We start from the raw sequence: 26,810 nt of genomic DNA, 5'->3' as shown, positions 1-26,810 counted from the left end.
TGGTTTAAAGCGGCATCAGATCAAAAAAACAAACTGGCACAGGTACAGCTTACCATAAGTTCCGTACAAGTCATACCTGATTTTCATTCTGGCGGGCCGGGCCAAAAAGGTAAAAGCGGAGGGAGCGAGCCTCTTTCTTGTCACCGTGATCCGGCTATGGCACAAGCTCTGCGTCCTTCTTCCCGGCCGTAGATCAGCTTCCTTCCCTTGCGGTGCGGAATGCATAGCGGCGTCCCGAGCAGCGGGTCCACGGTAATGCGGCAGCCCATCCGGAATACAGTCTGAAGCGTCCCGGCTTCAAGCGGAATCGGGAGGTTATGCCGAAAACAAGGCTCGAAACAAACGCAGTCAGCAGCACGAGCAGCAGCTCGCGGCAGCCTTCCCTGTTGAACTCGATAAAAAATGAAACACACCTCCCCCTCTTTTCATCTCATGCTTTAGAGAACGGGCTTTGTGCCGTAAAAAAAGAGAAAAGACGAGTCGACTTCCCTCTCTTTTCTCCCTCTTGGCCTTACTTCTGCAGCTTGAAAATATCATACAGCTCATCCAGCAGCTTGTGGGCCGTCAAATAACCCCCGGCCAAATTCCAATTGACCTCATCCACCATATAAATTTGATTCCTTTTATAGGCTTCGAGATTTTTCCAAAGCGGATGGCTTGTCCATTCTTCATAGGTTTTCTCCATTGCCTTGGTATCCGTACCGGTATAGAAATTGACGATCATCTCCGCGTTCAAATCCGGGATGCTCTCTTTGGAGCTCAGCTTGGTACCCCACACGTCCTTGTCATGCCCCGGAGGACGGGTGAAGCCCAGCTCCTGAAGAATTTTGCCGGCGTAGCCCATATAATAAACCCGGGCATGATCCGAACGGAAATTCATAATGGCAATTTCAATCGGGAGCCGCGCTCCCATTTTGGCTTTAAAATCAACCACCCGTTTATCCCAGTCCGCCAGCAGCCTCTTCGCCTCGTCCTGCCGGTTCAGGGCTTCGCCCGCCAGCTGCAGGCCTTCTTTCCATTCATACAGCTCCTTGACCATTACGGTCGGGGCAATCTTCGACAATTGATCGTTAATGGCTTCATGACGGAATTTGGACGTAATGATCAAATCCGGCTTCAGCTTATAAATTTCCTCCAGGTTCGGCTGCGTTTCCAGTCCGAGCAGCTGAACGCCTTCCAGCTCATTTTTCAAATAATCGTAAACCGGCTTATCCCCATGCGCCTGCACGACACCGACAGGCTTCACGCCCAAGGCCACCACCACATCCGTGCCGCCTTGATACAGCGTGACGACGCGTTTGGGCGTTCCTTTCATTTCAGTCGTGCCCATCTCATGCTTGATGAGGCGCACCTCATCGTCCGGCTTGGCGGCTGAGCCGTTTTCTGCCCCGCTTCCTGCCGTTGCTTGCTTCTGTGAATCTGCGGTGCCGCTCGCCCCGCAGCCCATCACCCCGATCATCAGCATGACCATAGCCGTGATAATCAGCACTAGCTTGCTTCCCCTCAACATGTCCCCGTTCCTTTCTCTTGAACCAGGCGGCTTGCTTCAGAATGACGCTTGTCCGTCGCTCGAACCGCTTGATTGATATTGATTATCATTAATAATTATACGAAATCGGAACTTGATGAACATGGACATTTACGTCTACTGTTTGGATGAATCCGTCATTAGAAGCTTGTACGCCCGGTCCATTAAGAGACGGTTGGAAAGAGAATTATAGCTGGTATAGAGATGCTGCCTTTCAAAAATGGTATGTACCGTCCCGCTGCGTACCGCGCGAAGGTCCTGCCACACCTCATGCGAGATCAAACGGCTTCTCTCCCGCTGGATCGCCTGGCGGACCTGCGGTGATCCGTCATTCCTGAAGTTGGTCAACAAAATCCGGTCAGCCTGGAAATCCGCCAGCTGCTCGATCCGGATTTCTTTATAATGCGGTATGTTCTCCACCCCTTTGGGGACACCGAGCTGCAAATCGCCGTAAAGCACCGACCCGATATTCCGCTGGCCGAATACACACAGCTTGCCCTCCCCGATAGCGAGAACAAGAATGGTGTCTCCCTCAAGCCGGCGATGAAGCTGCTCCCGGCGCTTTTCTGCCGCCAGCTCGTAGCTCTCCAGCCACAGATCGGCTTCCCTTTCCTTGCCGACAAGCCTGGCAATCGATTGAAGGTGGGTACGCCATGTATCAAAAAACGCTAAGGTCATGGTCGGCGCAATTTGCTCAAACAGCTTCTCCTTCTGGGATTTGCCGTAATCGCGCGATTCGCCGGTTACGATCAAATCCGGCTTCGCCGTTATCAGCTTCTCCAGATCCGGCCTGGAATCGCCAACAGTAATCGTATTGCGCAGCTCCGTTGTAATCGGATATACCTCATTCACCAGTGCCGCATACGGCTCGATGCCAAGCACCATCAAATGCCCCGTAAGCCCGTGCTTCAGCGAAGCGATCCGGTCGGAATACTTAATTTTTTTTATATAATTGGTCGGGGAAATGCCGGTTGCGGCCTTGAATTTGCGGCTGAAATAAAATTCGTCGCTGAACCCTACACTGCCTGCAATGTGGCGGAAGGAATTCCGCGATGAAATCAGCGCCTGCTTGGCATGCCTGATGCGGATATCGTTTAAATGCTCCATCGGGCTTTTGCCTATTTTTTTCTTAAACAGCTTGGAGTAATAGTCCGCGCTCATCCCGGCCAGCTCCGCCAGCTTCTCCCGGGTTACCGCCGAGGCGTAATTTTGCTCCATATATCTTATGGTGCTGGCGATAGCCTGATCCGCATCCAGCTTCCGTTCGTTTCCGGCCTCCTTAAACAGCGCTACGATCATTTCCTGAAACACAATATTGGCCTGCATTTTATCCCACGGATCGGCGCTCTTGTGCTTGTCATCGATTTCATGGGCCAGCTTCAGAAGAAACTGGACATGGGTCGCGACGATCTCATAAGGCTGATCCAGCTTGGCCGGAAGGAACTGTCCCTCCGCCGCCGCCTCCAGCGCCTGAAACCGCAGCTCATAATAGGTTACGGGATACTCGGCCGGAATGGAAAAAAGCGCTTCGATGTGTGGAGGAAACAGGAACATTTTTTGCGGACGAAGCGGATAGGCTTGTCCGCCGATAATCATCTCCCCGCCCGCCTCCATAAACAATAGCAGGGTATATAATGAAGGGCTTGGCTGGAACATAGCCCGTCCGGAATCGGTATATGTAATTTTGTCCAATCGGTAATAATATGAGGCCAGCTGCCGGGCGTCATGAAGCTTATGCTGCATTCGACTTCAACCTTTCCTTACTGAGAATGATCCTCAATGTATAGTACGATAGTACGACAAAGAAATGGCCGATTCAATGTGAGAAGCTGGAAGTGTTTGTACAAAAGCGGCGGCAAGGCCTATAATAAGAAGTGCAGGCGATAAGCCACCGGAGCGGAAGCAGCATGGCGCAGCACACAAAGGGGACTGGAACCGATGAATTGGAAGCTGAATTTAGCCGTGCTATGGTTTGGTAATTTTTTGGTGATGGCGGGCATGACGATGATTACCCCGTTCCTGCCCTTGTATGTACAGGAGCTTGGCGTTACGGATACGCATCAGGTAGCGATGTGGTCCAGCTTTATTTTTGCGGGGAGCTTTGTATCCTCCTTCTTCTTTCAGCCGCTTTGGGGAAAGCTTGCCGATAAGCACGGGCGCAAGGTCATGCTGATTCGTTCCAGCCTGGGCATGACGATTGTAATCAGCCTGATGGGCCTGGCTACGCATCCGTGGCAGCTGTTCGCGCTGCGGCTGCTGAACGGCACAGTCGCCGGCTTTAATCCGGCGGCCATTGCGCTGGTCTCGGCGACGACCCCGAAGGAGCGGATGGGGTTTGCGATGGGGATTTTGCAATCCGGCTTCGTGGCCGGAACGATTCTTGGGCCGCTGTTTGGCGGCTTGCTTGAGGTCTGGATCGGATTCCGGTACATCTTCTTCCTAACCGGGGGGCTGCTCTTTGCGGCCATGCTCCTGACGGCGGCTGTGGTCAAAGAGTCATTTGACGTGCAGGCCGCGCGCAAGCAGCCGAACATGTCGATTCTGGAAAATTTCCGGCTTCTGAGCTCCGTTCCGCAGCTGAAGGCCTTGTTTACCGTAACAATCCTGCTGCAATTTGCCATGCTCAGCCCGCAATCGCTCTTGCCGCTGTTTGTACAGCGTCTAATTGGGCCCGGAGAATATGTGGCCTTCTTCGCCGGACTGGTCGGATCGGTAACCGGAATTTCCAACCTGATTGCCTCCCCCATTCTTGGACGCATCAGTGATCAACACGGGGCACAGAAGGTGCTGATGTTTTGTCTCTTGGGTGCGGGGCTTGTGTTCATCCCCCATGCATTCGTAACATCGGTCTGGCAGCTGCTGCTTTGCCGATTTTTCCTTGGCATGTGTATCGGCGGCCTGCTGCCTTCGGTCAATTCCCTCATCCGGCGCTACACGCCCGACGGCATGGAAAGCCGCTCCTTCAGCATGAATTCCAGTGCGCTGGCGCTGGGGAACATGCTTGGTCCGATACTGGGCGGGGCGTTATCCGGCCCGCTGGGCATCCGCGGTATTTTTATTATGACCGGCAGCCTGATGCTGCTGAATATGCTGTGGGTGCGGCGCACGCTGGTAGGGAGACCTGACAATGCCGAAGCGTAGCGCTCTTCACGCACGCCGTGTCAGCTGCAGCCAAAACGGATAGACCCGGCGCTTCCCTGATCTATCCGTTTTGCTGCCCATCTGCCGGCTTTTGCCGTCTGCTCTCCTATAACATGCCCGCCGGCCTGTGTGCCCGCCTTCTTTCATCCTAATTATGCAATGGAACGCGCTATTCCGCCGGATTCCTGCACCTGCATCATGCTTTTTGCATCTCAGGAAGGTCGTCCTATCCTTTTACGCGGGCGATTGCCAAACCGTCATAAGCAGGAAGCATGGCGCTCTCCAGCCGCGGATCGGTGGCTATGGCCTGGTTGAAGGCCCGCATGCCGCGTACACCCTGACCCTGCATCTCGTGATGAAGCGTTTTGCCCCGCATCAGTGTATTGTCCCCGATAACAAGCGCGCCGGGATTAGCCAGCCGGATTGCCCATTCCAGATAGGCGGGATAGTTCGCCTTGTCCGCATCGATAAAAAACAAGTCGAAGCGCGCCGCTTCCCGCTCCAGCTGCGTCAGGCTATCGAGCGCCTCGCCGATCCGGTAATCGACCTTGTCTCCGAAGCCTGCTTCGATCATATGCTGCCTGGCGATCTCGGCAAACTCCGCCTTAAGCTCCAGCGAGGTCAGCTTGCCCTGCTCGCCCAGCCCTCTGGCCAAGCAGATGCCGCTGTACCCGCCCAGCGCCCCAATCTCCAGCACCTGCCGGGCGCCGCTAATTTGCACTAGCAGTGTAAGCAGCCGGCCGTAGCCCGGAGACACGGAGATCTGCGGCATGCCCGCACGGGCAATTCCCTGCTGCACCAGGGTCAGCATATCGTCCTCGGGATACAGCGCCTCCATATACTGCTCTGCGTTTTGCTCGTTCATCCTTCGTTTCCTCCTCAATATTCCGGTAAAACATCCGGCTTTCCGCCGACATGAATTTCTGTCCGGCAATGCACAGCCGTTATTTCGCCTGCATCATGCGGCTGTCATCCATATCCTTCGGCTCCATTTCGCCTGTAAGGGCAGCGCCCGTTCAGACGCATCGTCAAGAACGGAACGTATATGATTGTTACGCCGAGCACCCTCCGTAACGGCCGGTTCGATTGTATTTGTAACCGGCCAGTCTTTCCCCTATACTTATTGTAACAATAACCGAACAGATGGAGTGAATGCAAGAATGACAGCACTACAGCTGATTGCCACCTGTCCAATGGGGCTGGAAGCAATCGTCGCCCGGGAAGTAAGGGATTTGGGCTACACCGACGTTCAAGTCGAAAACGGAAAAATCCGGTTCAAGGGGGATGAGCTCGCCATCTGTCGCGCCAATTTGTGGCTGCGTACGGCTGACCGGATTTTGATCGAGATGGGGCGGTTCGAGGCAACCACCTTTGAAGATTTATTTGAGGGCACCAAGGCGCTGCCTTGGGCTGATTGGATTCCAAGCGATGCAGAGTTCCCCGTGGAGGGACGATCCCATAAATCACAGCTCTCCAGTGTTCCGGCCTGCCAAGGCATCGTGAAGAAGGCCGTTGTCGAGAGCCTGAAGCAGCACTACCAAACCTCCTGGTTTGAAGAGACCGGCCCCCGTTACGTCATTGAAGTCGCGCTGCTGAACAACCTCGCCACCCTGACAATTGACACGACCGGGCCAAGCCTGCACAAGCGGGGCTACCGCAAGCTCGTTGCAGAGGCTCCGATCAAGGAAACGATGGCCGCAGCGATGGTGCTGCTGAGCCGCTGGACTCCGGGACGTCCGCTCGTAGACCCATTCTGCGGCTCGGGTACGATTCCGATTGAAGCCGCCATGATCGGCTGGAACATTGCGCCCGGACTGCGGCGCAAATTCAGCGCCGATCACTGGGATCGTATCGGCGCGGATCGCTGGGACGAGGCCCGGGACGAAGCCTACGATCTCGTGCGTGACGACCAGCCGCTGGACATCAGCGGTTACGACATCGATCCTGAGACGATCGACATTGCCCTGGCTGCCGCCAAGAGCGCCGGACTGGCCAAGGAAATCCGGCTGAGCGTGGCCCCTGTCGCCAAGCTGAACCTGGAGAATGCCGGCAAATACGGCTGCATCATCACGAACCCGCCATATGGCGAACGTCTCGGCGATGACAAGGAGGCGGAGAAGGTTATCCGCCAGCTCGGCCGGGCGATGCTGTGGGGCTCGACCTGGTCTGTGTTCGCTATCAGCCCGGACAAGCAATTCGAGCACTTCTTCGGCCGCAATGCCGACAAGAAGCGCAAGCTGTTCAACGGACGAATCGAATGTAATTTGTATCAATATTTGGGGCCGCTGCCGCCGCGGTCCTAGAATATGCTTCTCAGCCCTTCCGTTGCCCGATACGAAGCCGGAAGGGCTTATTTATATTCCGCTGCCCCCAGTAAGCAGCCTACGGCGAAGCCACGGGTCCAAAACGCAGCCTGATGACCGCTCCCCCCGTTCAAGGCGACGGGATAACATTTTAATGCCCATGGAACCATGATGACTTCTGCCTATTATGTACAAGAAGGAGCCGGGATTGAATCGGTGTATTTCCTTATGAATGATTCATCGTTTTCTTCATTTCTTCGCTGCACAATCCGCTGATTTTTTGGCCGGATCACGCTTGCATAGAAAAATTCAGATTGAATAATTGACAATTCATCTCATTGTAACTATTATAGTTACAACGATAAAATTTCTCATTGTTGGACGATTGGTACATGCCGAGGCTTGATCGACTGCTCGACCGACTGCTTGACCGACGCGCAGCTACAACGCGCGCTTCGAATTCGTGCGCATCGGAGATGCTGCAGTATTGGATCTTGCTGCATTTACCGAAAAGCCTGCCTGAGGGGAGTCGGCGCTGCCGCCAACCGGTCTGCATAGAGATGTTTTTTGCATCCTGGTTGTAATCTTATTGGTTACATCCATCAAAGCCGAGGCTGTGATTAAATCTGGCAGGTTCGGCTTTGTAAAAGACAACCGGACAAAAGAAACAGAACAACCATTCCAATGCAGGGAGGACATTGACAAATGAAGATTTTAGTTACCGGTGCAACAGGACAATTGGGGGCCCTGGTGGTAGAAAAGCTGCTGCAGACGGTGCCTGCGGCCAATATAGCCGTCAGTGTACGCGATACAGATAAAGCCGCTCATCTGCAAGCCAAGGGCGTAGATGTCCGACAAGGAGACTTCGATCAGCCCCAGACGCTGGAGAAGGCTTTTGCGGGCGTGGACCGTCTGCTGCTTATTTCTACCGCAGGCGAAAACCGGGTTGCGCAGCACCAAGCGGCGATAGACGCGGCCAAGCAATCCGGCGTGCGCTTCATTGCCTATACCAGCATTGTTAATGCACAGGACAGCACAGCCGATCTTGCTTCCGATCACCGCTCGACAGAGCAGCTAATCCGCGCTTCAGGCATCCCTTATTCGTTCCTGCGCAACAACTGGTATATCGAGAACGAGACCGGCAGCATCCAGGCCGTTATGCAGGGCGCGCCTTGGGTCCATGCTACGGATACCGCCAAAATCGGCTGGGCCGCCCGCCGTGACTATGCCCATGCCGCTGCTGCGGTGCTTGCCGGCGAAGGGCATGAGAATACGATTTATGAGCTGTCGGGCCCGCTCCGCACACTGGATGAGCTGGTTGAGCTGGTACAAGAGGTGCTAGGACAAGAAATTCAGATCCAAAACGTAAGCGATGCTGCGTACGCGGAGATGCTGCGGGGCACCGGCCTGCCGGACTTCCTTGTGGATATTTTTACGGATATGCAGAAAGCGATTCGCCACGGCGCACTGGCTGTTGAAGGTGCTGATCTGGAAAAGCTGCTCGGCCGCCCGGTCCAGCCGCTGCGTGAAGCAATTCGTGTTATTGCCGGAAAATAAAAGCTTGAGCAATCGAGCAGGAGACTACCCATTCATTGAGTAGCCGTCCTCTCACACCACCGTACGTACCGTTCGGTATACGGCGGTTCAACCGTTTGCGTGCAATTGTCGTAGACGCTCGTACTGGGCAGGGAAATCATAATCCCCTGCCTGTGCGAGCTTTTCCTTTGTAACCGAGCGATTCAACACCGCGCTCCCTGCGATATGCCAGTATCCCCGTCGGGTGTTTCCCCATTGATAAGCCTGCCATTCCGGTATCCCTCGCTTTCGCAGGTTTTGCACCTTCGTCCTCGGCTTCTTCCATTGCTTCCAGATGTACATGAACTCGTTCAGGTAGATGTTCGCCAATCGCGGCGACAGCGGTCCTCCTTGCGGAGAACCTTCCTCTGTTTCGCGGCGTATTCCGGGTAAGAGCGATAACTTTCCCCTCATCTATCTGCCGCATCTACATAATGGGATTCGGGCCGTATTGGACTTTGCTTTGTATTGCAAGCTCATCCGCCCCACCATGCCTTCTATGTGATTTCTGTTCGTCAGACCGAGGGTTTGCCTCCGGCTTCCTTCAGCTTCCACCTCGCGGTGGACACCCTTGCCTTTAGCTGACAGTTCCTACTGCCAAGTCTGTAGCGGACCTTCACCGCCAAGTTATCGCCCATGCCGGGCGCACAATTAAGAAGGCGGACTCCATCTGACATGGACTCCGCCTTCTCTTTGCGCCTTGGGTATGCTTATGCCCAAGCAGCCTATGTCCGAAAGCCGCTGGCATCAGCGGCCTCCGGCTCCTGCTTTACCCTCCGCCAGCAGCCAGCGCCTTAATATTTAAACGTGCTAATCAGCCGCTTCAACTCCCCGGCCATCTGGGTCAGCGAATCCGCCGATGCCGTAATTTCCTCCATGGACGCAAGCTGCTCCTGAGCGGATGCAGCGACTTCCTCAGAAACAGCGGCATTTCCGGTGGCAATCAGTGTCAGCTCCTTCGCGGCCTGGGCCACGGTCTGCACTCCCGAGGAAATTCGCTGAACAATCGTCACGACCTCCTCCACGAGTGGACCCGTTTCACTCATGCTGTCTACAATCAGGTTGAACTTGAGAATGGTATCATTCGAGATTCGCAGGCCGTCCTCTACCTCGCCTGTCACCTTCGCCATCGTAGCCACCGTGCCGGCTGTATTGTGCTGTATTTCCTGAATGAGCTGCTTAATATGTATGGTCGAATCCTGGGACTGCTCCGCCAGCTTGCGCACCTCGCTGGCCACGACCGCAAAGCCTCTTCCGTTCTCTCCCGCCCTGGCCGCCTCAATGGAGGCATTCAGCGCCAGCAGATTGGTTTGGTTCGCAATATCGCCGATCGTATTCGAGATATGGCCAATTTCCTGCACGTGATCGTGCAGCTGCTGAATCTGCTCATTAGACCGGGTCACCGACAAGGAAATGGATTTCATCTGCTCCACGGTTTGCTGAACAGCCTCGCCGCCTTCCCGGGCCTGTTCGGTCGAATGCCTCGTCAAATCCGCGACGGCCGACGTTCTGTCCGCAATGACGGCAATGCCGGAGGCGATATCGCCAAGCTGCCGGGCGTTGTCCTCCAGACTGCCGGTTTGGGTTTCGGCGCTGTCCGCAATTTCCTGCACTGCGCCGGACACCTGCTGGCTGGCCTCGCTGGTCTGCTTCGCGCTCTCGGTAAGCTCCTCTGCTGCGGCCGCGACCTGGACGGCGCTGCGATTTACATTTTCAACAAGCGAACGCAGGTTTTGCTGCATCTGTGCGAAGGCTTGTCCAAGAGCGCCGATTTCATCGTTGGATTCAATACGAATCTCTTGGGTTAAATCCCCTTCGCTCATCTGCACCGCCTGCTGCTTCATACGCTGAATCGGTCTGACAATGGAACGCAGAATGAAAACAATAAGCGCCGATCCAGCCGCCAGACAAAGCAGCATCGTAATTAGCGTTTGTCTGAAGATAGGGGACACGGCATTCGAAATTTCATCCGTGTGCATCGTGCCGGCGATTTTCCAGCCTGTGAGCGGATTCGTCATAAATGCCATCTCTTTGCTTGCCCCGTTAAACAGGTATGCGAACTCGCCCTTCTCTCCATCATACAGCTTCTTCCAAAACTCCTCCTCAGTCTCCGAGCCTGCGGCATAGGTCGGATGGGAAATAAATTTCCCGGTTTGATCGAGCAGCACCATATAGCCATCCTGGCCGATCTTTACGCTTTCCGCCTTTTTCTTCAAATCGCGGAGATCGAGGCCGATGGTGAACACCCCTTTACCGTCCGGTGTCGTTTGGGAAAGACTGACGATCACTTCTCCTGTCCCTGATGAAGCGTAGGGGGGCGTAACGGTCGCTTTATTTGGGGATGCCATCGCAAGCTTATACCAGTCACGAAGCTTATGATTGAAATCCGCCCCAAGATCAATATCGGGGGAGCTGTAAAATTGCCCGTCCTCCGTGCCGAACGAAAGACTGTTCACTTCGGGATGCAGCGCAAGATATTCGTCGAACATCGCCTGTACAGTCGGCTTGTTATAGGTAAAGCGGTCCAGCTTTTTCGAAAAAAACTGCAAATCATGATTTTTGGATTCAATAGAGCTGGAAATAATTTCATTCAGGATTGCAACATTTGTATTGGCGCTAACCATCATTTGATGCCGTACTTCAGACTGGGCACTGTTGAAGGAAAGAAAACCTACGGTGACAGTCGGTATCATCAGGATAAGGGCAAACGCGACAATTAGCTTCAGTTTAAAATTTTGGCCCAGGCGTCTCCAATCGAGTTTCATACGTTCTCAATTCCTCTCTGGTCGGTAAGTGGCATTGCAAAATATAAAGCGCTTACAAATTTAGTCGTAAATGGGCCTGGCAGTCACCCCGGCATGGATAAAACTCATCAACGCCCCCCCTTCCCAAGTTCGCGAGTGCAGCCCGGCAGCATGAGTCTGGATATGACTATGGAATTAAGCATACCAGCTTAAACCAGATTTGTAATCGGCGTTAACTGTGTCCTTCATAGGGGATTTGTACCATGTATAGCGGTTTTTCACGGGTTTTTGGACCGGTGCCGGGAATTGCTGGCTGAAGCATGAAATATTATGTAAATCATGTATTACAACAGGACTAATATAACGTCTGCACACAAGTGCGCTCTTCGACGACGAGTACACGCTGCGGCATAAGCCCGTTCACGTCTATGTCCAGCGGCAGGACAAGCAGCAGCAGCGCAAGCAGGCTCACAGAGCAATCGTGGTCCCGCCCAGGCCTTTTCCCAAGCCGCGCTCTGAATTAAATGAGAAGAACGCTTGCCGACGCTGCCCGCAAGTGCGGTTAGGAGCAACGGGACTGCTCTGGGCTGTATGCAGCGCCGGGGACGTCCAAATTTTTCATATCGTCATGAATATATAAGGGATTGGGACATACATCTGAATTATGGAAATTCCCGCTTGTTCAGGAGGATGCTATGCGCAATAACCGTAAAAGCTGGCTTATTATTCAAATTGCCGCCACCTATATGGGCACTGTTGTAGGTGCGGGCTTCGCTTCCGGGCTGTCCATCATGCAGTATTTTACCCATTTCGGCGCCTACGGCCTGGCCGGTATTTTGGTCAGCACACTGTTGTTTCTGTGGCTTGGAACGAAGATGATGGTGCTGTCCCGCCGGATTGGGGCTTATTCCCACCAGGAGCTGAATACGCATTTGTTCGGTCCTTATTTCGGAAAAGCAGCCAATGCAATCAGCTTTGTCATCCTGTTCGGCGTTACTGCGGTGATGCTTTCCGGCGCCGGCTCCATCTTCAGAGAGCAAATCGGCCTGTCCGAGCAGTGGGGGATTCTGCTGAATCTGGTTTTGATTTACTTGGTGCTGAGCCGCCAGCTGAAGGGCATTTTGCTTATCAATACGCTAGTTGTACCGATGATGGTGTTCTTCGCCCTCGTTGTCGGGATTTCTTATTTTTCGGCCGACGCCCTGTTCGGCACAAGCGCCTGGCAGCTGAAGCAGGTACAGCATTTGGAATGGATCATTAGCCCGTTTGCATATGTCGCTCTGAATTTGACAACACTTCAGGCTGTGCTCGTTCCGCTGGGCAAGGAGATTGAGGATGAGCAGATATTGACCTGGGGCGGGATTTGGGGAGGAATCGGGATTGGGCTGCTGCTGCTGACCAGCCATGTCTCCATGAATTCGCTGATGCCCCAAATTTTGAATTTTGACATCCCGATGGCAGAGGTCATCAGGGAGCTGGGCCATTTCATGCACATCTTGTTTATTCTGGTCATCTACGGGGAAATCTTTACCACCTTGATTGGCAACGTATTCGGGATGACAAGGCAGATTCAGAGCCTATACCCCGCCCTCTCGACCAAATTGCTTATTGTGACGATCTTGCTCGCCTGCTTTATCGTCAGTCAAATCAGCTATGCTATGCTGCTTTCCCATTTGTATACGCTGTTCGGCTATATCGGCTTGTTCCTGCTCGCCTTCCTGGTTGTAAAGCGGATTCCGGAGAAGTAATCGGCGTGCAAGGCGAAGTCCTTGAGAGCGCTGCAGGCTGCCGCAAGCGCCTGTCAAAACGTCGGTAGTGCTTGAGCTGGAAGGGCAGACTGAGGCGGAATCAGAAGTTTAGCCGCGTCCGTGACTGAGGTTTTGGCTGCCCCCTAGCGCCGAAGCGCCGCCTCCGCGGCAAGTAGTCGTTGTTCTCTTGTTCATACGTCTGCGGATTTGTTCATAACCAGGACAGCGAATTCGCCTTATACGCTTCACTCCCCCTTGTTTAAATTAGAAATCTCCGCCGGGATTTGCTATACTTTTAATCCGTTGCCCCAGCCACGAGCACCTGATCGAATCTCCAAACCGGGATTCGCCTGCCGGGACGCACCAAAGGAGAGCGATGACCTTGCATATACTTACGAAGGCGTCCAGCAGCTGGAATGAAATCTCGGTTCTTGAAGCTACCCAGCTGTATGGGGAAATGGGCAAATTCCGGTTTTTGCAGTTTTCGGATCATGCCGTACAAGGCGCTATTGATCTAAAGAACCCGCAGCGTATCGTGCTGGAATACCCGCGTGCCATGATGCATCTTATGGAATTCAACCGGCCGTCGTTTGACAGCGTCTTCATGATTGGACACGGAATCGGCACCATTCCCGGCCATTACCCGGATAAACAGTTTACGGTTGCCGAAATCGACGAAAAAGTCGTAGAGATTAGCAAAGCTTTTTTTGATTACCGCCTCGATAATGTCGTCATCGGTGACGGGCGCGACATTCTTTCCCGCCAGCAGCCGGAAGCTCTGGATTACATTATTGTGGACGCCTTTACGAAAAAGGGCACCCCGCTTCATCTGATGACCACGGAATTTTTCGATATGACGGCGAACAAGCTGGCCCCGCATGGAGCCGTTCTTCTCAATCTGATGGGAAGAGCAAATCACGACAAGCTGCTTCACGCGGTCCATACGACTCTTCGGCAAACCTATGCGTATACCACGGTTTTTTGCTTGCCGGGCCGAGATGCGGCTGACCTGTGCAATATGATTCTCATGGGCAGTCATAAGCCTGCCGGGTACAAGCCGAAGTCCCTGGCAGGGTTCGTTGAAATCGAATTGGACCATGGATATGTGATGATGGACAATACGTTCTAAGGCTGGCTGCCAATCTGAATCCGAGCTTTGTCCCCGCGGGCCGAATACGTGAGCACGGCTGCTGTGCCGGACTGCGTGAAAGGTATCCGTATCCTATTACGTATGGAGCAGGCCCGAATTGAAAAAAAGCAAGGGCCCCGATTCTCGCCATCAGGCGGGCTTAGGGGCCTTTGCTTTCTCGTCGATTGGCTTTTTTCGCAGCACAGCACAAATTAGAAATAAACCTGCTTCCAATCCTCATACCAGTCAGTAATTTCCGTATCAACCGCCGATTCCAGCTCGCCCTCAAGCCTGGACAGCAGCAGCGTATACTGCTCCTCCACCAGCTCCGGGCGGCCCAGCTCATGATACAGCTTCATCAGAGTAAAATAGCTCGTTTCTTCATAAGGAAGCTGCTGCTGAATGCTATGATTGATGGACACCGCCGCCTGCAAGCTCCCCTGCTCCATATAAAAACCACTCAGGTTCTGGGCGTGATGAAGCCATAGCAGACGCAGGCGCTCCCGTTCGTGCTCGGCCCACAGGTATTCGTACTCCCCGTAATAGTCCCCTTCATACATATTCATGACCCGCTCGTGATCAGCTGCGCACTCCCAGCTAATCCGTTCCAGCTGCTTCACCTGTTCTTCCCATTCGTCCGTGTCGATTCGCACTTCATGGAGTGTCAGCCGGTATCCGACCTCCAAATCACCGCTGGTAATGGAGATCATATCCAGTCCGCAGCCTTTCAAGGTTTGGCGGATATGATAGATGGCAGTATACAGCTGCTGCGCCGCCCGCATCACGTCAAAGCTCGGCCAGAGCAGCTCAATCAGCACCTCCCTGTCCATTGTGCGGTTCCGGTTGTGCAGCAAGAAGGCAAACAGCTCGCGGGCCTTGCTCGTGCGCCATTTGAGCGGTTGCGGCTCCTCGCCCGGCATTTTATAGCGGAGATGCTTGAAGCAGCAAATGATTGCCGCTTCCGTGTTCTGGTCGGCCGCCGCCGGCGCCCCCATTTTATCAGTCAGCCGCTGCAGTGTCTTCTGCAGGCGGTCGAGCTGAACCGGCTTCATAATATAATCCAGGGCATACAGCTCGAACGCTTGCAGCGCATACTGATCGTAGCCGGTGACAAATACGACCTCCACCGCGGGGTAACTGGCCTGCAGCAGTTCGCCCAGCTGAAGCCCCTGAATTCCCGGCATGTGGATATCCAGAAATACAACGTCAGGCTGAAGCTGCCGGACAGCCTCATGGACCTTGGTCGGATCGGAGAACATCCCGACGACCTGCACTCCGCCGATTTCCTGCTCCAGCATGTGCTTTAGCTGCTGTAATGCCAAATGCTCATCATCAACCAACAACGCTTTCATATGGCCCTCCAGTTCCTCTTCTCCGAACATGCACCGTATCTTTTCCGATAGCCTTTCTGGCTTGCCCGCTGGCTTGTAAGCGTCTCTTCTCGATGGTTCTACTGTTCTATCATACCGGATTCTGTATTGGCTGTGTAGTGAAAGGCTCAACAAGTGAGTATAGCCGCCTGAACCACAAAAAGCCTACAAATCTGGCCGGGCTCCCATTCGTCACAATGCACGCACAGGACTAGAAGCCATCTGCTTCAGACATAAGCCAGCACAACGGAAAGGTGACTGAGCATGCCGAAGCTGCGAACCCGTGGAGACATCCTGTTCTCCTGAGCCGATGAACCAGCGAGAATCGCTCGGTTAATTCGTGTAGCTGCAAAGGCGCAGCGCTTTGCCCGATCCTGCTTGTATAGTTTTATTATAGGTTCGCTTGATACACTGGTTGGAGCAGAAAACGGACTTCCTCACAAAACCAGAAAGGGATGGGCGCCTTGTTATTTCGTATTTTTTACGCAAACCGGTGGGTACCGGTGAGTTTACCCGAGAACACATATTCCGGGATGTTTCTGGAGGATTTGACGGACAAGCTGACCGACACATTCGTTACCGTGGCGGATCATATGAACACAGCAATCGACCTCCAGGCCGTTGAGCTGAAGAAGCACCGGAGCGGCTGGAAGGGAACGCTGTACCTGAACAGCGGCAGCAAGCGGACCAGGTCCTTTTATTTGGCGTAGCGGCTACGCCGCTCTGGAAGGATGCCGTATGCTCGGCCTCATGCGAGAGACCGATCGCCTTCTTGCAGTAAAACCATACGGGTCGGCAGACCTCCGCCATGCAGCGAAATACGGCGCGCTGGGAGCCGCCTCCGGAAGCCGGCACGGGAGCTTTTACTCTCTTACGCCAGGTAATTCTCTTAGACATTTAGGGTCAAAGAAGGAGACTTCGCCGTACTTGGACGAGGTCTCCTGTTTTTGGGACAGCGTACGCATTGATCCGTATCAGCCGCCGGCTTCACCGCATAAGCCGCTCCACAATATATTCATACCAGCGCCAGGGCAGCAGCGCTTTGCCCATAAGCGACAAAGCCGGGCTCCACCCCAGGAGGTACCTCAGCTTCGGGCGGGCGGATTCCACAATCTGCACAATTCGGTCCGCGACCTGCGCGGGATCGGGGGCGGTTTCCGCCGCCTTCTTGGAATAGCGCAGCACACGCTGAAGGGCATGGCGGTAGGGCGAATCGGCACGGCCGCTCATGGAGCCGAAGCCCTTCTGCCAGATGTCCGTCCGGTACGGCCCCGGTTCAAGCAGAACAACCCGCACGCCGAACGGCTTCATCTCCAGCCGCAGGGCCTCGCTAAAGCCCTCCAGCGCGAATTTCGAGGTGCTGTACGGCCCATAACCGGGAAAAGCGATCCGACCGGCCACGCTGCCAATATTGACGATGCAGCCTGACCCGCGCTGCCGCATGGCGGGAAGCACCGCCTTCGTTACCGCAATAACCCCGAACACATTCGTTTCGATTTGCTTTCTCCAGATGTCCATCGGCACGTCCTCCACGAATCCGCCAGCAGCAAACCCCGCATTGTTAATGAGCACATCGATGCGGCCATACGCCTGAAGCACCGCAGAGACGGTTTGATGAATCTGCGCCTGATCCGTCACATCCATCGGAAGCACGACTATGGCTTCTTCTACGCCTGCCGCTGCCGCCTTCTTGAGCAGATCCGTGCTGTTCTCGGGATTGCGCATCGTCGCAATCGTGCGATAGCCCCTCCGGGCCAAGGCGACCGCTGTCAGCAGGCCAAAGCCGCTGGAAGCGCCAGTCACCAGCGCTACGGGTTCAGTCTGTTTCATGCTTCTCTCCCCCTTTCACTCCCTATTATTTCGTTCCTTACCGGATGAGCAAAGCATCGCCGTCCACATCGAAGCGCCGTTCGACGCGCCGCAGCTTCCGTTCTCCCGGAACAAACACATACTCCGTGAACGTAACCAGCGGCGGCCGGCAGCCCAGGCGCACGCACAGCGTATGTATGGCGGCGGCCGCCGCCTTGCGCGCGGTGTCTTGATCCGCCGATCCGGTCTGCAGCGAGATTTCCATCCGGTCGGGCGCATGCAGCACTACCTGATACGCCTGAATGTCATCCGAGGCCGCCAGCATGGCCCGTGCGATGAAATCGGGAAACACGCGAACCAGCCCTTCTCCGGATGAAGCCTTAAAATAAAACAAATCGTCGCAGCGCCCTTCTACCGCTTCAATCGCCAGAAACGGCGATCCGCAGGGGCAGAGCTGCTGCCGTTCGGTGAGAATGTCGTTCAACCGGTAACGGACCATCGGCTGCGCCATTCTGGAGAAGTCGGTAATGACTGGAACAAATTTGCGCAGCTCCTGATCAATGTACTCCTTCTGTATGTATACAATATCTTCATTCATATGCAGCGTTCCATAGGCGCATGTCGAGGCCAGGAAGCCTTCCGTACACTGATACACCTGATGGACCGTCTGGCGGAACGTCTCCCCGATATAGTGCCGGTCCATCGGATCAAGCACCTCTGCGACAGAGACGACGCGTTCAGGCTCAATGCGCAGCGCCCCGGCCCTCTTTCGTTCGGCAAGCAGACGCAGCATGGAGGCCGGAGCTACAAGCAGGCTGGGCGGCTGCTCATTCAGCCGCCGTACATGCTCCGACAGCGGCTGCAGCAAATCATAGAAGGCAAATTGAAGCCTCCGGCTGCCGACCGTTCCGTACAAATTGCTGTTCGCCCTTAAGAAGAACGCAATCCGGTGACGGCCGGTCAGCGGGCCGGGCAGTATTTTGGCCAGCACCGCCCCGGCCCAGGCCCGACGCTCTTTTGCGCTGACGAGAAACAGCCCCCGGTGCCCCGAGGTTCCTGAGGAAAGGCCGATCGTGACGCCGTCTATCATCGGGGTGAAGTCCCGCGTCTGCTCCGACTGCTGAGCTAGAGCGAACGCCTCCTCTTTTCGAATGCCTGCCGTATTAAGCCGATTAAAGTGTTCCATCATCAGATCCTTATCGATGATCGGAAAATCCCGCCATTCGGATAGAGGGCGATTCCCCCACAGCTCCCGGTAAAACGAAGAGTTGCTCCGTACCTTGGCCAAATGCCGCTGTACCTGCGTCTCCTGCCAGCGCTCCAGCGCCGCCCGGTCCTTCCAGCCGCGCCCGTACCGGGTTAATACATAACGGTAAACGATACCAAGCTGATCCATGACCATTAGAGCTGTCCCCCCTCCGCCGTCCAGTTCGCCCATACCTCCGGGCAATGCGACGGCACGATACGCAGCTCGGGGCGGCACCGATGCAGCTCTACAAGCCGCCCGAAGCTGTCCCGGTACTGCTCGCGGCTGGGCATGATGACTTCTGCTGCAGCATGCGGCGGCCGATTCTCGCGGATGGCGCGGCTGGACCAGGCCGCATCCGCGCACAGGAAATAGTCATGCTGCTCTGTGGACAAAAATAACCCGATCTGGCCGTCGGCATGGCCGGGCAGATCGACCGCAAGCAGGCTTCCGTCCCCGAGTACATCAAGCGCATAAGGAAACGGCACATCGGCATGCAGCTTGACCTGCCGATCCCGATCAATCAGCGCGGATCGCTGCTCGAACCGTTCCGGCAGCAGCCCCGGAAGGAAAGCTCTGCGCAGCGCGGACAAGCCCTGCAGCCGCTTTACCGCGTCATATGCCTCGGGCAAATACAAAAACCTGGCGGAAGGGAAATCCTTCAGCCCGGCGATATGATCAGCGTGAAAATGAGTAATGATGATGCTTTGGACCTGTTCGGCCGTCATCCCGCAAGCCCCAAGCTGATGTACAGCCCGGTCTTTCTCCTCGAACGTGACCGGCGTAATCCATCGATACAGGCGGGCCGGCAAACGGCGGGTCTCCTTCCTAAATTCCGCTGAGTAGCCGGTATCCACCAGAATCACGCCAAGTCGGGGATGCTCGATACAAGCGAATATCGCCGGAATCCGGCTGCTGCGCAGGGACCCGCCCTGCAGCGTCACCCACTCCGGGTGTGTGCAGCAGCCGGCCGCGAACAGCCGCAGCTTGACCTTCACCGCCTCAGGCCCCCCTTCAGCGCGATATGACTTGCTTTGGTTAACGCTCATGCTTCTCCCTCCACCAGCGGGCAAAAGCATCCATCCCCGCATCCACGCTGATAACCGGGGAGTAGCCGAGATCCTTGCGGGCCGCTTGAATGTCCAGCGTCTGGCTGCGGCCAAGCATCCCGACCACCGCCCGGGTAAGCCGGGGCTCCCTGCCGCCAGGCAGCAGCCATGAGGCCAGCTCCATCAGCGCGGCTGCGCTGTATGTCGCTGCATATGGCAGCGGCTTGTAGCGGAGCGGGAGACCGAGCTTGCCGAACAGCTTCTCGGCCGCCTCCACAAACGGCATCGGCTCCCCGTTCGTAATATTGTAAGCCCGTCCAATAATGTCATCCGGGGCCGCCTGGCACCGCAGCAGCGCCTCCACCGCATTATCCACATAGGTCAAATCGATTAGCGCGCCGCCTCCGTCAATCAGCGGAATTCCTTGGGTGCGGCTCGCTTCAATTAACCGGGGCAGAATGGTTGTGTCCCCGGGCCCGAACAACGCCCTCGGCCGAATCATAACCGCAGGCAGCCCTTCCGAGCAGGCCCGCTCCACAGCAAGCTCCGCCAGCCGCTTCGTTGCCGCATAGGCGCTTGCCTGGCGGCGCAGCACGCCATCCGTCTCCCGGACATTCGTCCGGTCCGCGCCGCCAAAATAAACACTCGGTGTCGAGACATGAATAAGCCGCTCCACCTCATGCCTTTTGCAGCCGGCAATGATATGCTCGGTCCCTTTGACATTGCAGTCATAAAAATCGCGGTACGGTCCCCAGGAGGCGGAGAGCGCGCCGCAGTGAAATACGGCCTGCTGTCCTCTGCACGCGGCAGCGGTTCGCTCCTCATCCCGCAGGTCCGCAGGAAAAAAACGGATGCCCTTGCGCTGCAAGGCGTCCCCTTGGTCCTTCCGCCGGCCCGTCGCCGTCACCTCCCAGCCCGCTTCATGCAGCCGAAGCGCCAGACGGCTTCCCAGAAAGCCGGTGCCTCCTGTAACAAGCGCCCTCATCGCGTCCCTCCGTTCCATTCAATATCACTGGTAGAAGCCTCCAGTACGGTTTCGCCTTGCGCCGCTGCAGTCCGCCACAGCTCCCATAGCAGCAGGGCTTGCTTTACTGCGGGACGCGCATCCGTCCAGCGGAACACAACATCCCGGGCCGCAGCGCTTTTGCGAAGCCACGTCCCGAAGCCCTTCCAGGATCGGTCCGACCGGATACCGTACAACAGCATCGGCAAAGCTAGCATTCTACGTGTTCCCGGCTGAGGCTCCAGCAGCGCGCCCTGTGCTTCGTCCGCTGCCAGGATCGCACTGGCCAGCCCGTCAGCCGGCCGAAACAGATGAATGCCGCTCGTTGTGCGCGGATTGCATTCGATCGGAAGCAGTTCCCCTTCATCCGTTTCGATAAAATCAAACGCGATTTGGCCGGTATACTGCTCCAGCTCCACAAACCGCCGCACCCATTCCGTCGCGCGCGGGTGGAACAGCGGCTCGAAATAAACGCAGGCTCCCCCATGAACATGATAAGTTGCGGCATAAGCCGCATGAGCGGCGAGGCGTCCCTGGTGAGCAATACTGTAGGTGCACAGGCTCCGCCCTGGAACAAGCTGCTGGATGACCCAAGGATAACAGTCCGCCGCCAGCGGGGCTTGAATCAGCTCCATTCCGGCGGCTCCGGCCATTGTATGGTTTTCCCGCTTCCCGGCGGATAGCGCCCGTCCTGCTCCATGGCTTTCGCCTGCGCCTGCCGCTTTCCCGGAAGCATCCGGCTGCTGCAGTCGCTGCGCCCTATCCCCGCCGGGGCGTACCATATGAACCTTGGCCGCAAACCGCGAGAACTCCGGCTTGGCGACATAGCCTTGTGCCAAGGAAGCCGCAGGCCGCCCCTGAGCCAGCGCTGCATAGGCAGCATCCCATTCCTCCGGCGACCGGACCAGCTGTGTATGCGGCACGGCAAATCCAAGCGCCTCCGCCCGCCGGATAAACTCCCATTTGCTGTGTAATCTCCGCAGCTGGGGCAGCGGGGCGGCAAATACCGTACACAGCCGCCCTAACCGTTCTGCGCCGGCAGACACATAAAAGGCTTCCTCGCAGGTAGGAATAAGCCAGTCTATCCGCTCGCGTTCTATAATATGCTCAAGCGCCGCTATGAAGCCTTCCATATCCCGGGCCGGGCCGGGAACCTCATAGCGGCGGGCCGCTGCCCTGGAAGCGCCGCACAGCTGGTGCCGGATGCTGTCCGCCGCATGGATTTCACACCCGGCGGCCGACAGCAGACGGGCCAGCTCCAGAGCCGCCGGAGCACGCCCTCCGGTAATCAAGACCCTCGTCCCGCGCAGGGAACCGCCGCCTTGGTTAATAATCAAGCACAACCCCTCCCAAGGTTAATCCGGCCGAGGTGCCGAGCAGCAAAAGCCGGTCTCCCCGCTTGATAAGCCCTTGACTGGCGGCCTCATGCAGCCCCATCGGAATGGAAGCCGCAATCGTATTCCCATGATCGGGCGTAATATAAAGCAGCTGCTCCTTGGAAATGCGCAGCTTGCGTCTTAACAGCTCCATGGCTATGGCGCTGCCTTGATGCGGGATGACAAGCTTCAGGTCCTTGATCTCGCTCCCGGCATCGTTTAACAAGCGATCCAGAAACGCAGGCAGGCGCTTAGAGGCCATTCGAAAAATCGCCTCGCCCTGCATATCAAACAAATAATCTTCGGCCTTCGTCTGATCGCAGCTCCCTGCGGGCAGCCCGCTGCCTCCGCCCCGGATTTCGGACAGATGCGCCCCTTCGCTGTACGTCTCCATTGCAGCGGACAAAATTTTCGACGGCTCTCCCGGACCGGACGGACCGATCACCGCTGCAGCCGCTCCGTCGCCGAACAGGGCGGCGCTTTCTTTTTGCTGCCAATTCAGCCCTTTGGAGGCCACTTCGGTCGACACCAGCAGCACATGCCGGTAGCGTCCCGCTTGCACCATGTAGGACATCACGTCGAGCCCGGCCACAAAGCTCAAGCACGTGGAATTGATATCAAATGCAGGAACACCGGACTGCTGCTGCCCCATCGCCTCTTGAATCAACGCGGCAGTGCAGGGGATCGGCTGCTCCATCGTCCCGCTCGTGGAGACGAGGCAATCCACCTCCTCAAAGGCTAAGCCCGCTGACTCCAGCGCTGCATAAGCTGCCCGCGCCCCCATCTGCGAGGCTGTCTCCTCCCCGGCGAAATAACGGTAGCGGACACTTGTTTTTTTGCGCACCCAGCCATCCGGCACACCAAGCAGGCGGTCCATCTCCGTATCGCTCACACGGCGCTTCGGCATGTACTTGCCCGTACCGATAATTTTTACATTGCGAGTGTGCATTCGATTCACCTCTCTGTATTCTGCTTGCCAATCGGCTATCAGCCGGCTTGTGTCCTTAATTCGTCCTCATCCTTTGTATTCTACAAAACTTTACAGCGGCTTGCAGAAATTTATTTTTGATGACAAGTTATAACAAGTTGTGACAAGTACATAAAGAAAGGATTCTATCTACATCACGTAATCCGCCGGGGAAGGTTTTAAAAAATACAGACAATCCTGTACATTTGTTCGGATTAACCAAATTAACCAAAGAGAACGCAAAAATAAACCCCGCTGTCCTTAGGTCAAGGACGGCGGAGCCGGGAACTAACCAACTAGGCAAGTTTACTTACAGCGGCTCAAACTGAACATGCTTCTGGACCGCTTCATTCACACGCAGCTGAAAAACATCCGGGCGGCTGTAATGGCCGACCGCATCGAAATCAAACCGGCTCTGCGCCACCAGCGACATATCCAGATCGGCGATCAGAAGGCCCTCCTGATCAAACAACGGCGGAGCGGCGTACTCCCCCAGCGGTCCGACAATGGCGCTGCCACCGCGGCACAAAATGTCGGGTTCCTCTGCAATATCCCCATAGTAAGCCAAATCCTTCGGATAGGTGTCCTTCGTGACAAACTGATTGCTCGACAGAACGAAGCAGCGGCCTTCACACGCGATATGACGAAGCGTAGCCTGCCATGTATCCCGGGCATCCGCTGTCGGAGCGATCCAAATATCCACGCCTTTCGCGTACATCGCCATTCTGGCGAGCGGCATATAATTTTCCCAGCAAATCAGCCCGCCGATACGGCCGAACGGCGTCTGGACCACGGTCAATGTGCTCCCGTCGCCCTGGCCCCACAGCAGCCGCTCCGAGCCGGTCGGAACGAGTTTTCTGTGCTTGCCGAGCAGCGATCCGTCCGGACCAAAATAAAGCACCGTATTGTACAGCGTAGCGCTGCTGTATTCGGCATCCCGCTCGACTACCCCGACCACCAGATAAACAGACGCTTCTCTGGCGATTTCCCCCAGACGCGCCGTGTCTTCACTTGGAGCCTGAATGGAGCTTTCCCAATACCGGTGCCAGTCCTTGCGCCCGTCCGCAGCCCGGCTGCCTACCCGGGTTCCGAACGACAGCCCCCGCGGATACCCGGACACGAATACTTCCGGGAACACGACCAGCCGGACCTGCTGCCTGGCTGCCTCCTGCGTCCAAAGCATCATCTGCTCCAACGCCGAGCTCTTATCAAACAAAACCGGAGCCGCTTGCACGACGGCCACACGAACCTGCTGGTTACTCATAAAAACAGCCCCTTTACATGATTTGGCGGGAAAATAACTTGCACGAACCTCAGTTTGTTTTTGACATGACAATCCGTTCTAAGCCCATCATACTGACGATACCGGAAGCTGTAACCGTCCATTTCCCCGAAGATCCGCCCATCCATTTATCACACGGTCGACGCCGTGCCTTATTTTGGGTACGATAGAGTCACTATCCTGATTAAAATGGTGATAATGATGTGGAAGCCGGATCGCACAAGTAAAAAGCCGCTCTACCAGCAAATCTCAGAACAAATGGAGCGGCGAATGCTCTATGGCGAGTTTCCGCCGGGAAGCTTCCTGCCGTCGGAGCGGAGGCTCGCCGACCTGATAGGGGTCAACCGCAGCACCGTGGTACAAGCCTATGCGGAATTAAGGGCCAAGGGAATTGTGGAGAGCACGACAGGAAGCGGAACGATGGTAAGCAAGCAGGCTTGGGGACCGGCGGACGGCTTGTCTCCCAATTGGCGCAACTATGTGGAGGGCGGCACATTCGCCCCGAACCTGCCGCTTATCCGCCGTATCCGGGAAGTGCTCCGCGTCAAAGCGCCGGTTATCGATTTTGCCAGCGGCGAGTTGTCGCCCGACTTGTTTCCCAATGCCGCGGTTAAGCAGCTGCTGAAGCAGGCCCCGTTCGAAGCCACGCTTGGCTATGACGATCCGCAGGGCTATTTGCCGCTGCGGCAAAGCCTCGTTCCATTCCTGGAGCAGCGGCTCAATATCCGAACGACGGAATCGTCCATTTTAATCACGTCCGGCTCCCAGCAGTCCCTCTACCTTATTACTCAATGCTTATTGGCGCCCGGGGATGCCGTCGCGATTGAAGACCCTTCTTATGCGTACTCGCTTCCGATGTTCCAATCGGCGGGCCTTCGCCTGTTTCCGCTTCCCGTGCAGGAAGACGGCATCCAGCCGGAGGATATCATCAGCTTATTCCGGCAGCACCGGATTCGAATGCTGTTTTTAAATCCGAATTTCCAGAATCCGACCGGCAGCATCCTGCACCCGTCCAGACGCGCGCAGCTCCTCCGCATTGCAGCGGAGCTCGGCATTCCGCTTGTAGAGGACGATCCGTTCAGCCTTACCTCCTTTTACGGGGAGCTTCCGCAAAGCTTGAAATCCATCGATACGCACGGGTCCGTGCTGTATGTCGGCTCCCTGTCCAAAATCGCCGCTTCCGGCTTCCGGATTGGCTGGCTGATTGCCCCTCAATCCGTGGTCGGCCGGCTGGCCGATGCCAGACAGCAGATGGATTTCGGGTTGAGCGTCATCCCGCAGTGGCTGGCCAACGAATTCATCAGCTCTTCGCTGTTTGACGAGCATATCGGATTGCTCCGACAGTCGCTGGCCGCCAAGCAGCGGGAAATGATGGCCTGTCTGCGCCGGGAGCTGGGGGATGAAGTGCAGTTTGTTCCTGCCCACGGAGGCCTGAACCTCTGGTGCAAGCTTCATTCCGCGGTGGATGATTTCAAGCTGCTGGAGGAGTGCATCAAACGCGGAGTCGTGTTCATGCCGGGCACAGTCTTCGGCTCCAGACCGGGACACGTCCGGTTAAGCTTCGCCAGACCGGGGCTGAACGAAATCGGACACGGAATCGCCCAATTTGCCCGCGCCCTGCGTTCGCTTCTGTGATTGCTTGTTCTGACGGCTTTTTTGCCATATTGAATGAGAATTGGATGGGGATTGGATGGGGATTGGATGGGGATTGGATGGGGATTGGATGGGCTAAATCTGCTGCAATTGGATGGTTACTCCCGGGCCAAAGCTTGGTATATTTCTGGTGTAACAACCGCCGCAAAGAGGGGATCGAATATGTCATCATTAATTCCTTATTATATTTTATTCGCCGTCATTATGCTGATTGCACTCGTGGCTACCATTATGGTCGGCGTCTCCAAGAAAAACCGGGAAGGCAACCCCCGGTATGACCAAAAAACAAAAGCCAACTGGTCCAGACTTTCATGGATCTATCTCATCATCACAATCGCATGTGTCATCGCCCTCATTGTGTACATTAATGCATAAACAACAAGAAGAAGGTGAGCGTCATGGGCAATCCGCTCGGCATCTGGCTGCTGGTCTGGGGAATACACATTTTGCTGGCTGCGATGGTCATTTCCTGCTGGATTTTTTACAAGAAAAATAAAGATTTGTTTTAAACGGGGCGCAGGCAGTTCGGAAGTGAAGCATGAATACGCCAAAAGCTTCTTCGGGGAAACCCGCAACCTAAGGACGTCGTTCTGACTGCCTGATTTCCGATTCCCCCTATGGCAAGACGCCTCCATCATCATAATTCTGTGGGAAAGAAGCGTCTTTTTTTACAAACAAATCATATTGAAGACTTGGTTGAATCTTTATGCTAACAAAGAAATTCGTCATTGTCGGTAATTACGAGTTGTTCTCCTCCAATGTCCAATAGTTGGAACACATTCTGTTCTTCCTTATCCTCAAAACGTAAAACTAGTGCTATATTCCGCAAATAGGCCAACGTTTAAACGCTCAGGGCTTTACCCTTGTATGCCCATTTGAAAGGCTTG

Annotated in this window: 20 protein-coding genes; 8 read left to right on the top strand and 12 right to left on the bottom strand. The window is 55.5% G+C overall.

Features of this window, described 5'->3' with window-relative positions; genetic code table 11:
• Positions 1 to 511: 511 nt before the first annotated feature.
• Both WBG83_RS13850 and WBG83_RS13845 read right to left on the bottom strand, forming a co-directional pair.
• Positions 512 to 1,489: an ABC transporter substrate-binding protein gene (locus WBG83_RS13850; RefSeq protein WP_336745697.1), complete on the bottom strand. Its 978-nt coding sequence runs from the start codon at positions 1,487 to 1,489 to the stop codon at positions 512 to 514.
• 156 nt (positions 1,490 to 1,645) lie between these two features.
• Positions 1,646 to 3,271, bottom strand: a complete 1,626-nt coding sequence (locus tag WBG83_RS13845; protein WP_336745696.1) for an AraC family transcriptional regulator — start codon at positions 3,269 to 3,271, stop codon at positions 1,646 to 1,648.
• 195 nt (positions 3,272 to 3,466) lie between these two features.
• Here WBG83_RS13845 and WBG83_RS13840 point away from each other — a divergent pair, with 195 nt between their 5' ends.
• Positions 3,467 to 4,669 (top strand): MFS transporter, encoded by a 1,203-nt coding sequence (locus WBG83_RS13840; RefSeq protein WP_336745695.1) that lies wholly within the window; start codon positions 3,467 to 3,469, stop codon positions 4,667 to 4,669.
• A 226-nt stretch (positions 4,670 to 4,895) separates the two neighbouring features.
• On the opposite strand, the gene WBG83_RS13835 is transcribed toward WBG83_RS13840, so the two are convergent.
• Positions 4,896 to 5,534, bottom strand: coding sequence for an O-methyltransferase (locus tag WBG83_RS13835; RefSeq protein ID WP_336745694.1), 639 nt, complete (start codon positions 5,532 to 5,534; stop codon positions 4,896 to 4,898).
• Positions 5,535 to 5,829: 295 nt separating this feature from the next.
• Here WBG83_RS13835 and WBG83_RS13830 point away from each other — a divergent pair, with 295 nt between their 5' ends.
• Together WBG83_RS13830 and WBG83_RS13825 are read left to right on the top strand one after the other, a co-directional pair.
• Positions 5,830 to 6,972: a THUMP domain-containing class I SAM-dependent RNA methyltransferase gene (locus WBG83_RS13830; RefSeq protein WP_336745693.1), complete on the top strand. Its 1,143-nt coding sequence runs from the start codon at positions 5,830 to 5,832 to the stop codon at positions 6,970 to 6,972.
• A gap of 705 nt (positions 6,973 to 7,677) precedes the next feature.
• On the top strand, positions 7,678 to 8,529 hold the full coding sequence (locus WBG83_RS13825) for an SDR family oxidoreductase (protein WP_336745692.1): 852 nt from the start codon (positions 7,678 to 7,680) through the stop codon (positions 8,527 to 8,529).
• An 812-nt stretch (positions 8,530 to 9,341) separates the two neighbouring features.
• On the opposite strand, the gene WBG83_RS13820 is transcribed toward WBG83_RS13825, so the two are convergent.
• On the bottom strand, positions 9,342 to 11,312 hold the full coding sequence (locus tag WBG83_RS13820; protein WP_336745691.1) for a methyl-accepting chemotaxis protein: 1,971 nt from the start codon (positions 11,310 to 11,312) through the stop codon (positions 9,342 to 9,344).
• Positions 11,313 to 11,986: 674 nt separating this feature from the next.
• Here WBG83_RS13820 and WBG83_RS13815 point away from each other — a divergent pair.
• Together WBG83_RS13815 and WBG83_RS13810 are read left to right on the top strand one after the other, a co-directional pair.
• Positions 11,987 to 13,039 (top strand): YkvI family membrane protein, encoded by a 1,053-nt coding sequence (locus tag WBG83_RS13815; RefSeq protein WP_336745690.1) that lies wholly within the window; start codon positions 11,987 to 11,989, stop codon positions 13,037 to 13,039.
• Between the two features lie 382 nt (positions 13,040 to 13,421).
• Positions 13,422 to 14,168: a spermidine synthase gene (locus tag WBG83_RS13810; protein ID WP_442955839.1), complete on the top strand. Its 747-nt coding sequence runs from the start codon at positions 13,422 to 13,424 to the stop codon at positions 14,166 to 14,168.
• Between the two features lie 212 nt (positions 14,169 to 14,380).
• On the opposite strand, the gene WBG83_RS13805 is transcribed toward WBG83_RS13810, so the two are convergent.
• The gene (locus WBG83_RS13805) at positions 14,381 to 15,520 is read right to left on the bottom strand and encodes a response regulator (RefSeq protein ID WP_336745688.1); all 1,140 of its coding nucleotides are present in this window, start codon (positions 15,518 to 15,520) and stop codon (positions 14,381 to 14,383) included.
• Between the two features lie 521 nt (positions 15,521 to 16,041).
• Between WBG83_RS13805 and WBG83_RS13800 the strand changes: the two genes are divergently transcribed.
• A complete protein-coding gene (locus tag WBG83_RS13800) occupies positions 16,042 to 16,248 on the top strand; it encodes a hypothetical protein (protein WP_336745686.1) in 207 nt (68 codons plus the stop codon).
• A 277-nt stretch (positions 16,249 to 16,525) separates the two neighbouring features.
• Here the strand turns inward: WBG83_RS13800 and WBG83_RS13795 are convergent, their stop codons facing one another.
• The 7 genes from WBG83_RS13795 to WBG83_RS13765 form a co-directional block, all read right to left on the bottom strand.
• Positions 16,526 to 17,368, bottom strand: coding sequence for an SDR family oxidoreductase (locus tag WBG83_RS13795; RefSeq protein WP_336745684.1), 843 nt, complete (start codon positions 17,366 to 17,368; stop codon positions 16,526 to 16,528).
• A gap of 37 nt (positions 17,369 to 17,405) precedes the next feature.
• Positions 17,406 to 18,749 carry a F390 synthetase-related protein gene (locus tag WBG83_RS13790; RefSeq protein ID WP_336745683.1) on the bottom strand — a complete coding sequence of 448 codons (1,344 nt, stop codon included), beginning with the start codon at positions 18,747 to 18,749 and terminating at the stop codon, positions 17,406 to 17,408.
• Positions 18,749 to 19,642 carry an MBL fold metallo-hydrolase gene (locus WBG83_RS13785; protein ID WP_336745682.1) on the bottom strand — a complete coding sequence of 298 codons (894 nt, stop codon included), beginning with the start codon at positions 19,640 to 19,642 and terminating at the stop codon, positions 18,749 to 18,751. Before WBG83_RS13785 ends, WBG83_RS13790 begins: the two co-directional genes overlap by 1 nt.
• Positions 19,632 to 20,627: an NAD-dependent epimerase/dehydratase family protein gene (locus WBG83_RS13780; protein WP_336745681.1), complete on the bottom strand. Its 996-nt coding sequence runs from the start codon at positions 20,625 to 20,627 to the stop codon at positions 19,632 to 19,634. Before WBG83_RS13780 ends, WBG83_RS13785 begins: the two co-directional genes overlap by 11 nt.
• Positions 20,624 to 21,982 (bottom strand): ATP-grasp domain-containing protein, encoded by a 1,359-nt coding sequence (locus WBG83_RS13775; protein WP_336745680.1) that lies wholly within the window; start codon positions 21,980 to 21,982, stop codon positions 20,624 to 20,626. The genes WBG83_RS13780 and WBG83_RS13775 overlap by 4 nt, the downstream gene beginning before the upstream one ends.
• A complete protein-coding gene (locus WBG83_RS13770; RefSeq protein ID WP_336745678.1) occupies positions 21,972 to 22,970 on the bottom strand; it encodes a beta-ketoacyl-ACP synthase III in 999 nt (332 codons plus the stop codon). Before WBG83_RS13770 ends, WBG83_RS13775 begins: the two co-directional genes overlap by 11 nt.
• A 328-nt stretch (positions 22,971 to 23,298) precedes the next feature.
• Positions 23,299 to 24,252 (bottom strand): carbon-nitrogen hydrolase family protein, encoded by a 954-nt coding sequence (locus tag WBG83_RS13765; protein WP_336745677.1) that lies wholly within the window; start codon positions 24,250 to 24,252, stop codon positions 23,299 to 23,301.
• Positions 24,253 to 24,471: 219 nt separating this feature from the next.
• Here WBG83_RS13765 and WBG83_RS13760 point away from each other — a divergent pair, with 219 nt between their 5' ends.
• Both WBG83_RS13760 and WBG83_RS13755 read left to right on the top strand, forming a co-directional pair.
• Entirely contained in the window at positions 24,472 to 25,905 is a 1,434-nt protein-coding gene (locus WBG83_RS13760) for an aminotransferase-like domain-containing protein (protein ID WP_336745776.1), read from the top strand.
• A gap of 180 nt (positions 25,906 to 26,085) precedes the next feature.
• The gene (locus WBG83_RS13755) at positions 26,086 to 26,298 is read left to right on the top strand and encodes a hypothetical protein (RefSeq protein ID WP_336745676.1); all 213 of its coding nucleotides are present in this window, start codon (positions 26,086 to 26,088) and stop codon (positions 26,296 to 26,298) included.
• The last annotated feature ends 512 nt before the right edge of the window (positions 26,299 to 26,810 follow it).

This window comes from Paenibacillus sp. y28 (genome assembly GCF_037137075.1).
Classification (GTDB): domain Bacteria; phylum Bacillota; class Bacilli; order Paenibacillales; family NBRC-103111; genus JBBBNV01.
The sequence above is the reverse complement of the archived record's forward strand: the minus strand, read 5'-3'. Positions and strand labels throughout refer to the sequence as shown.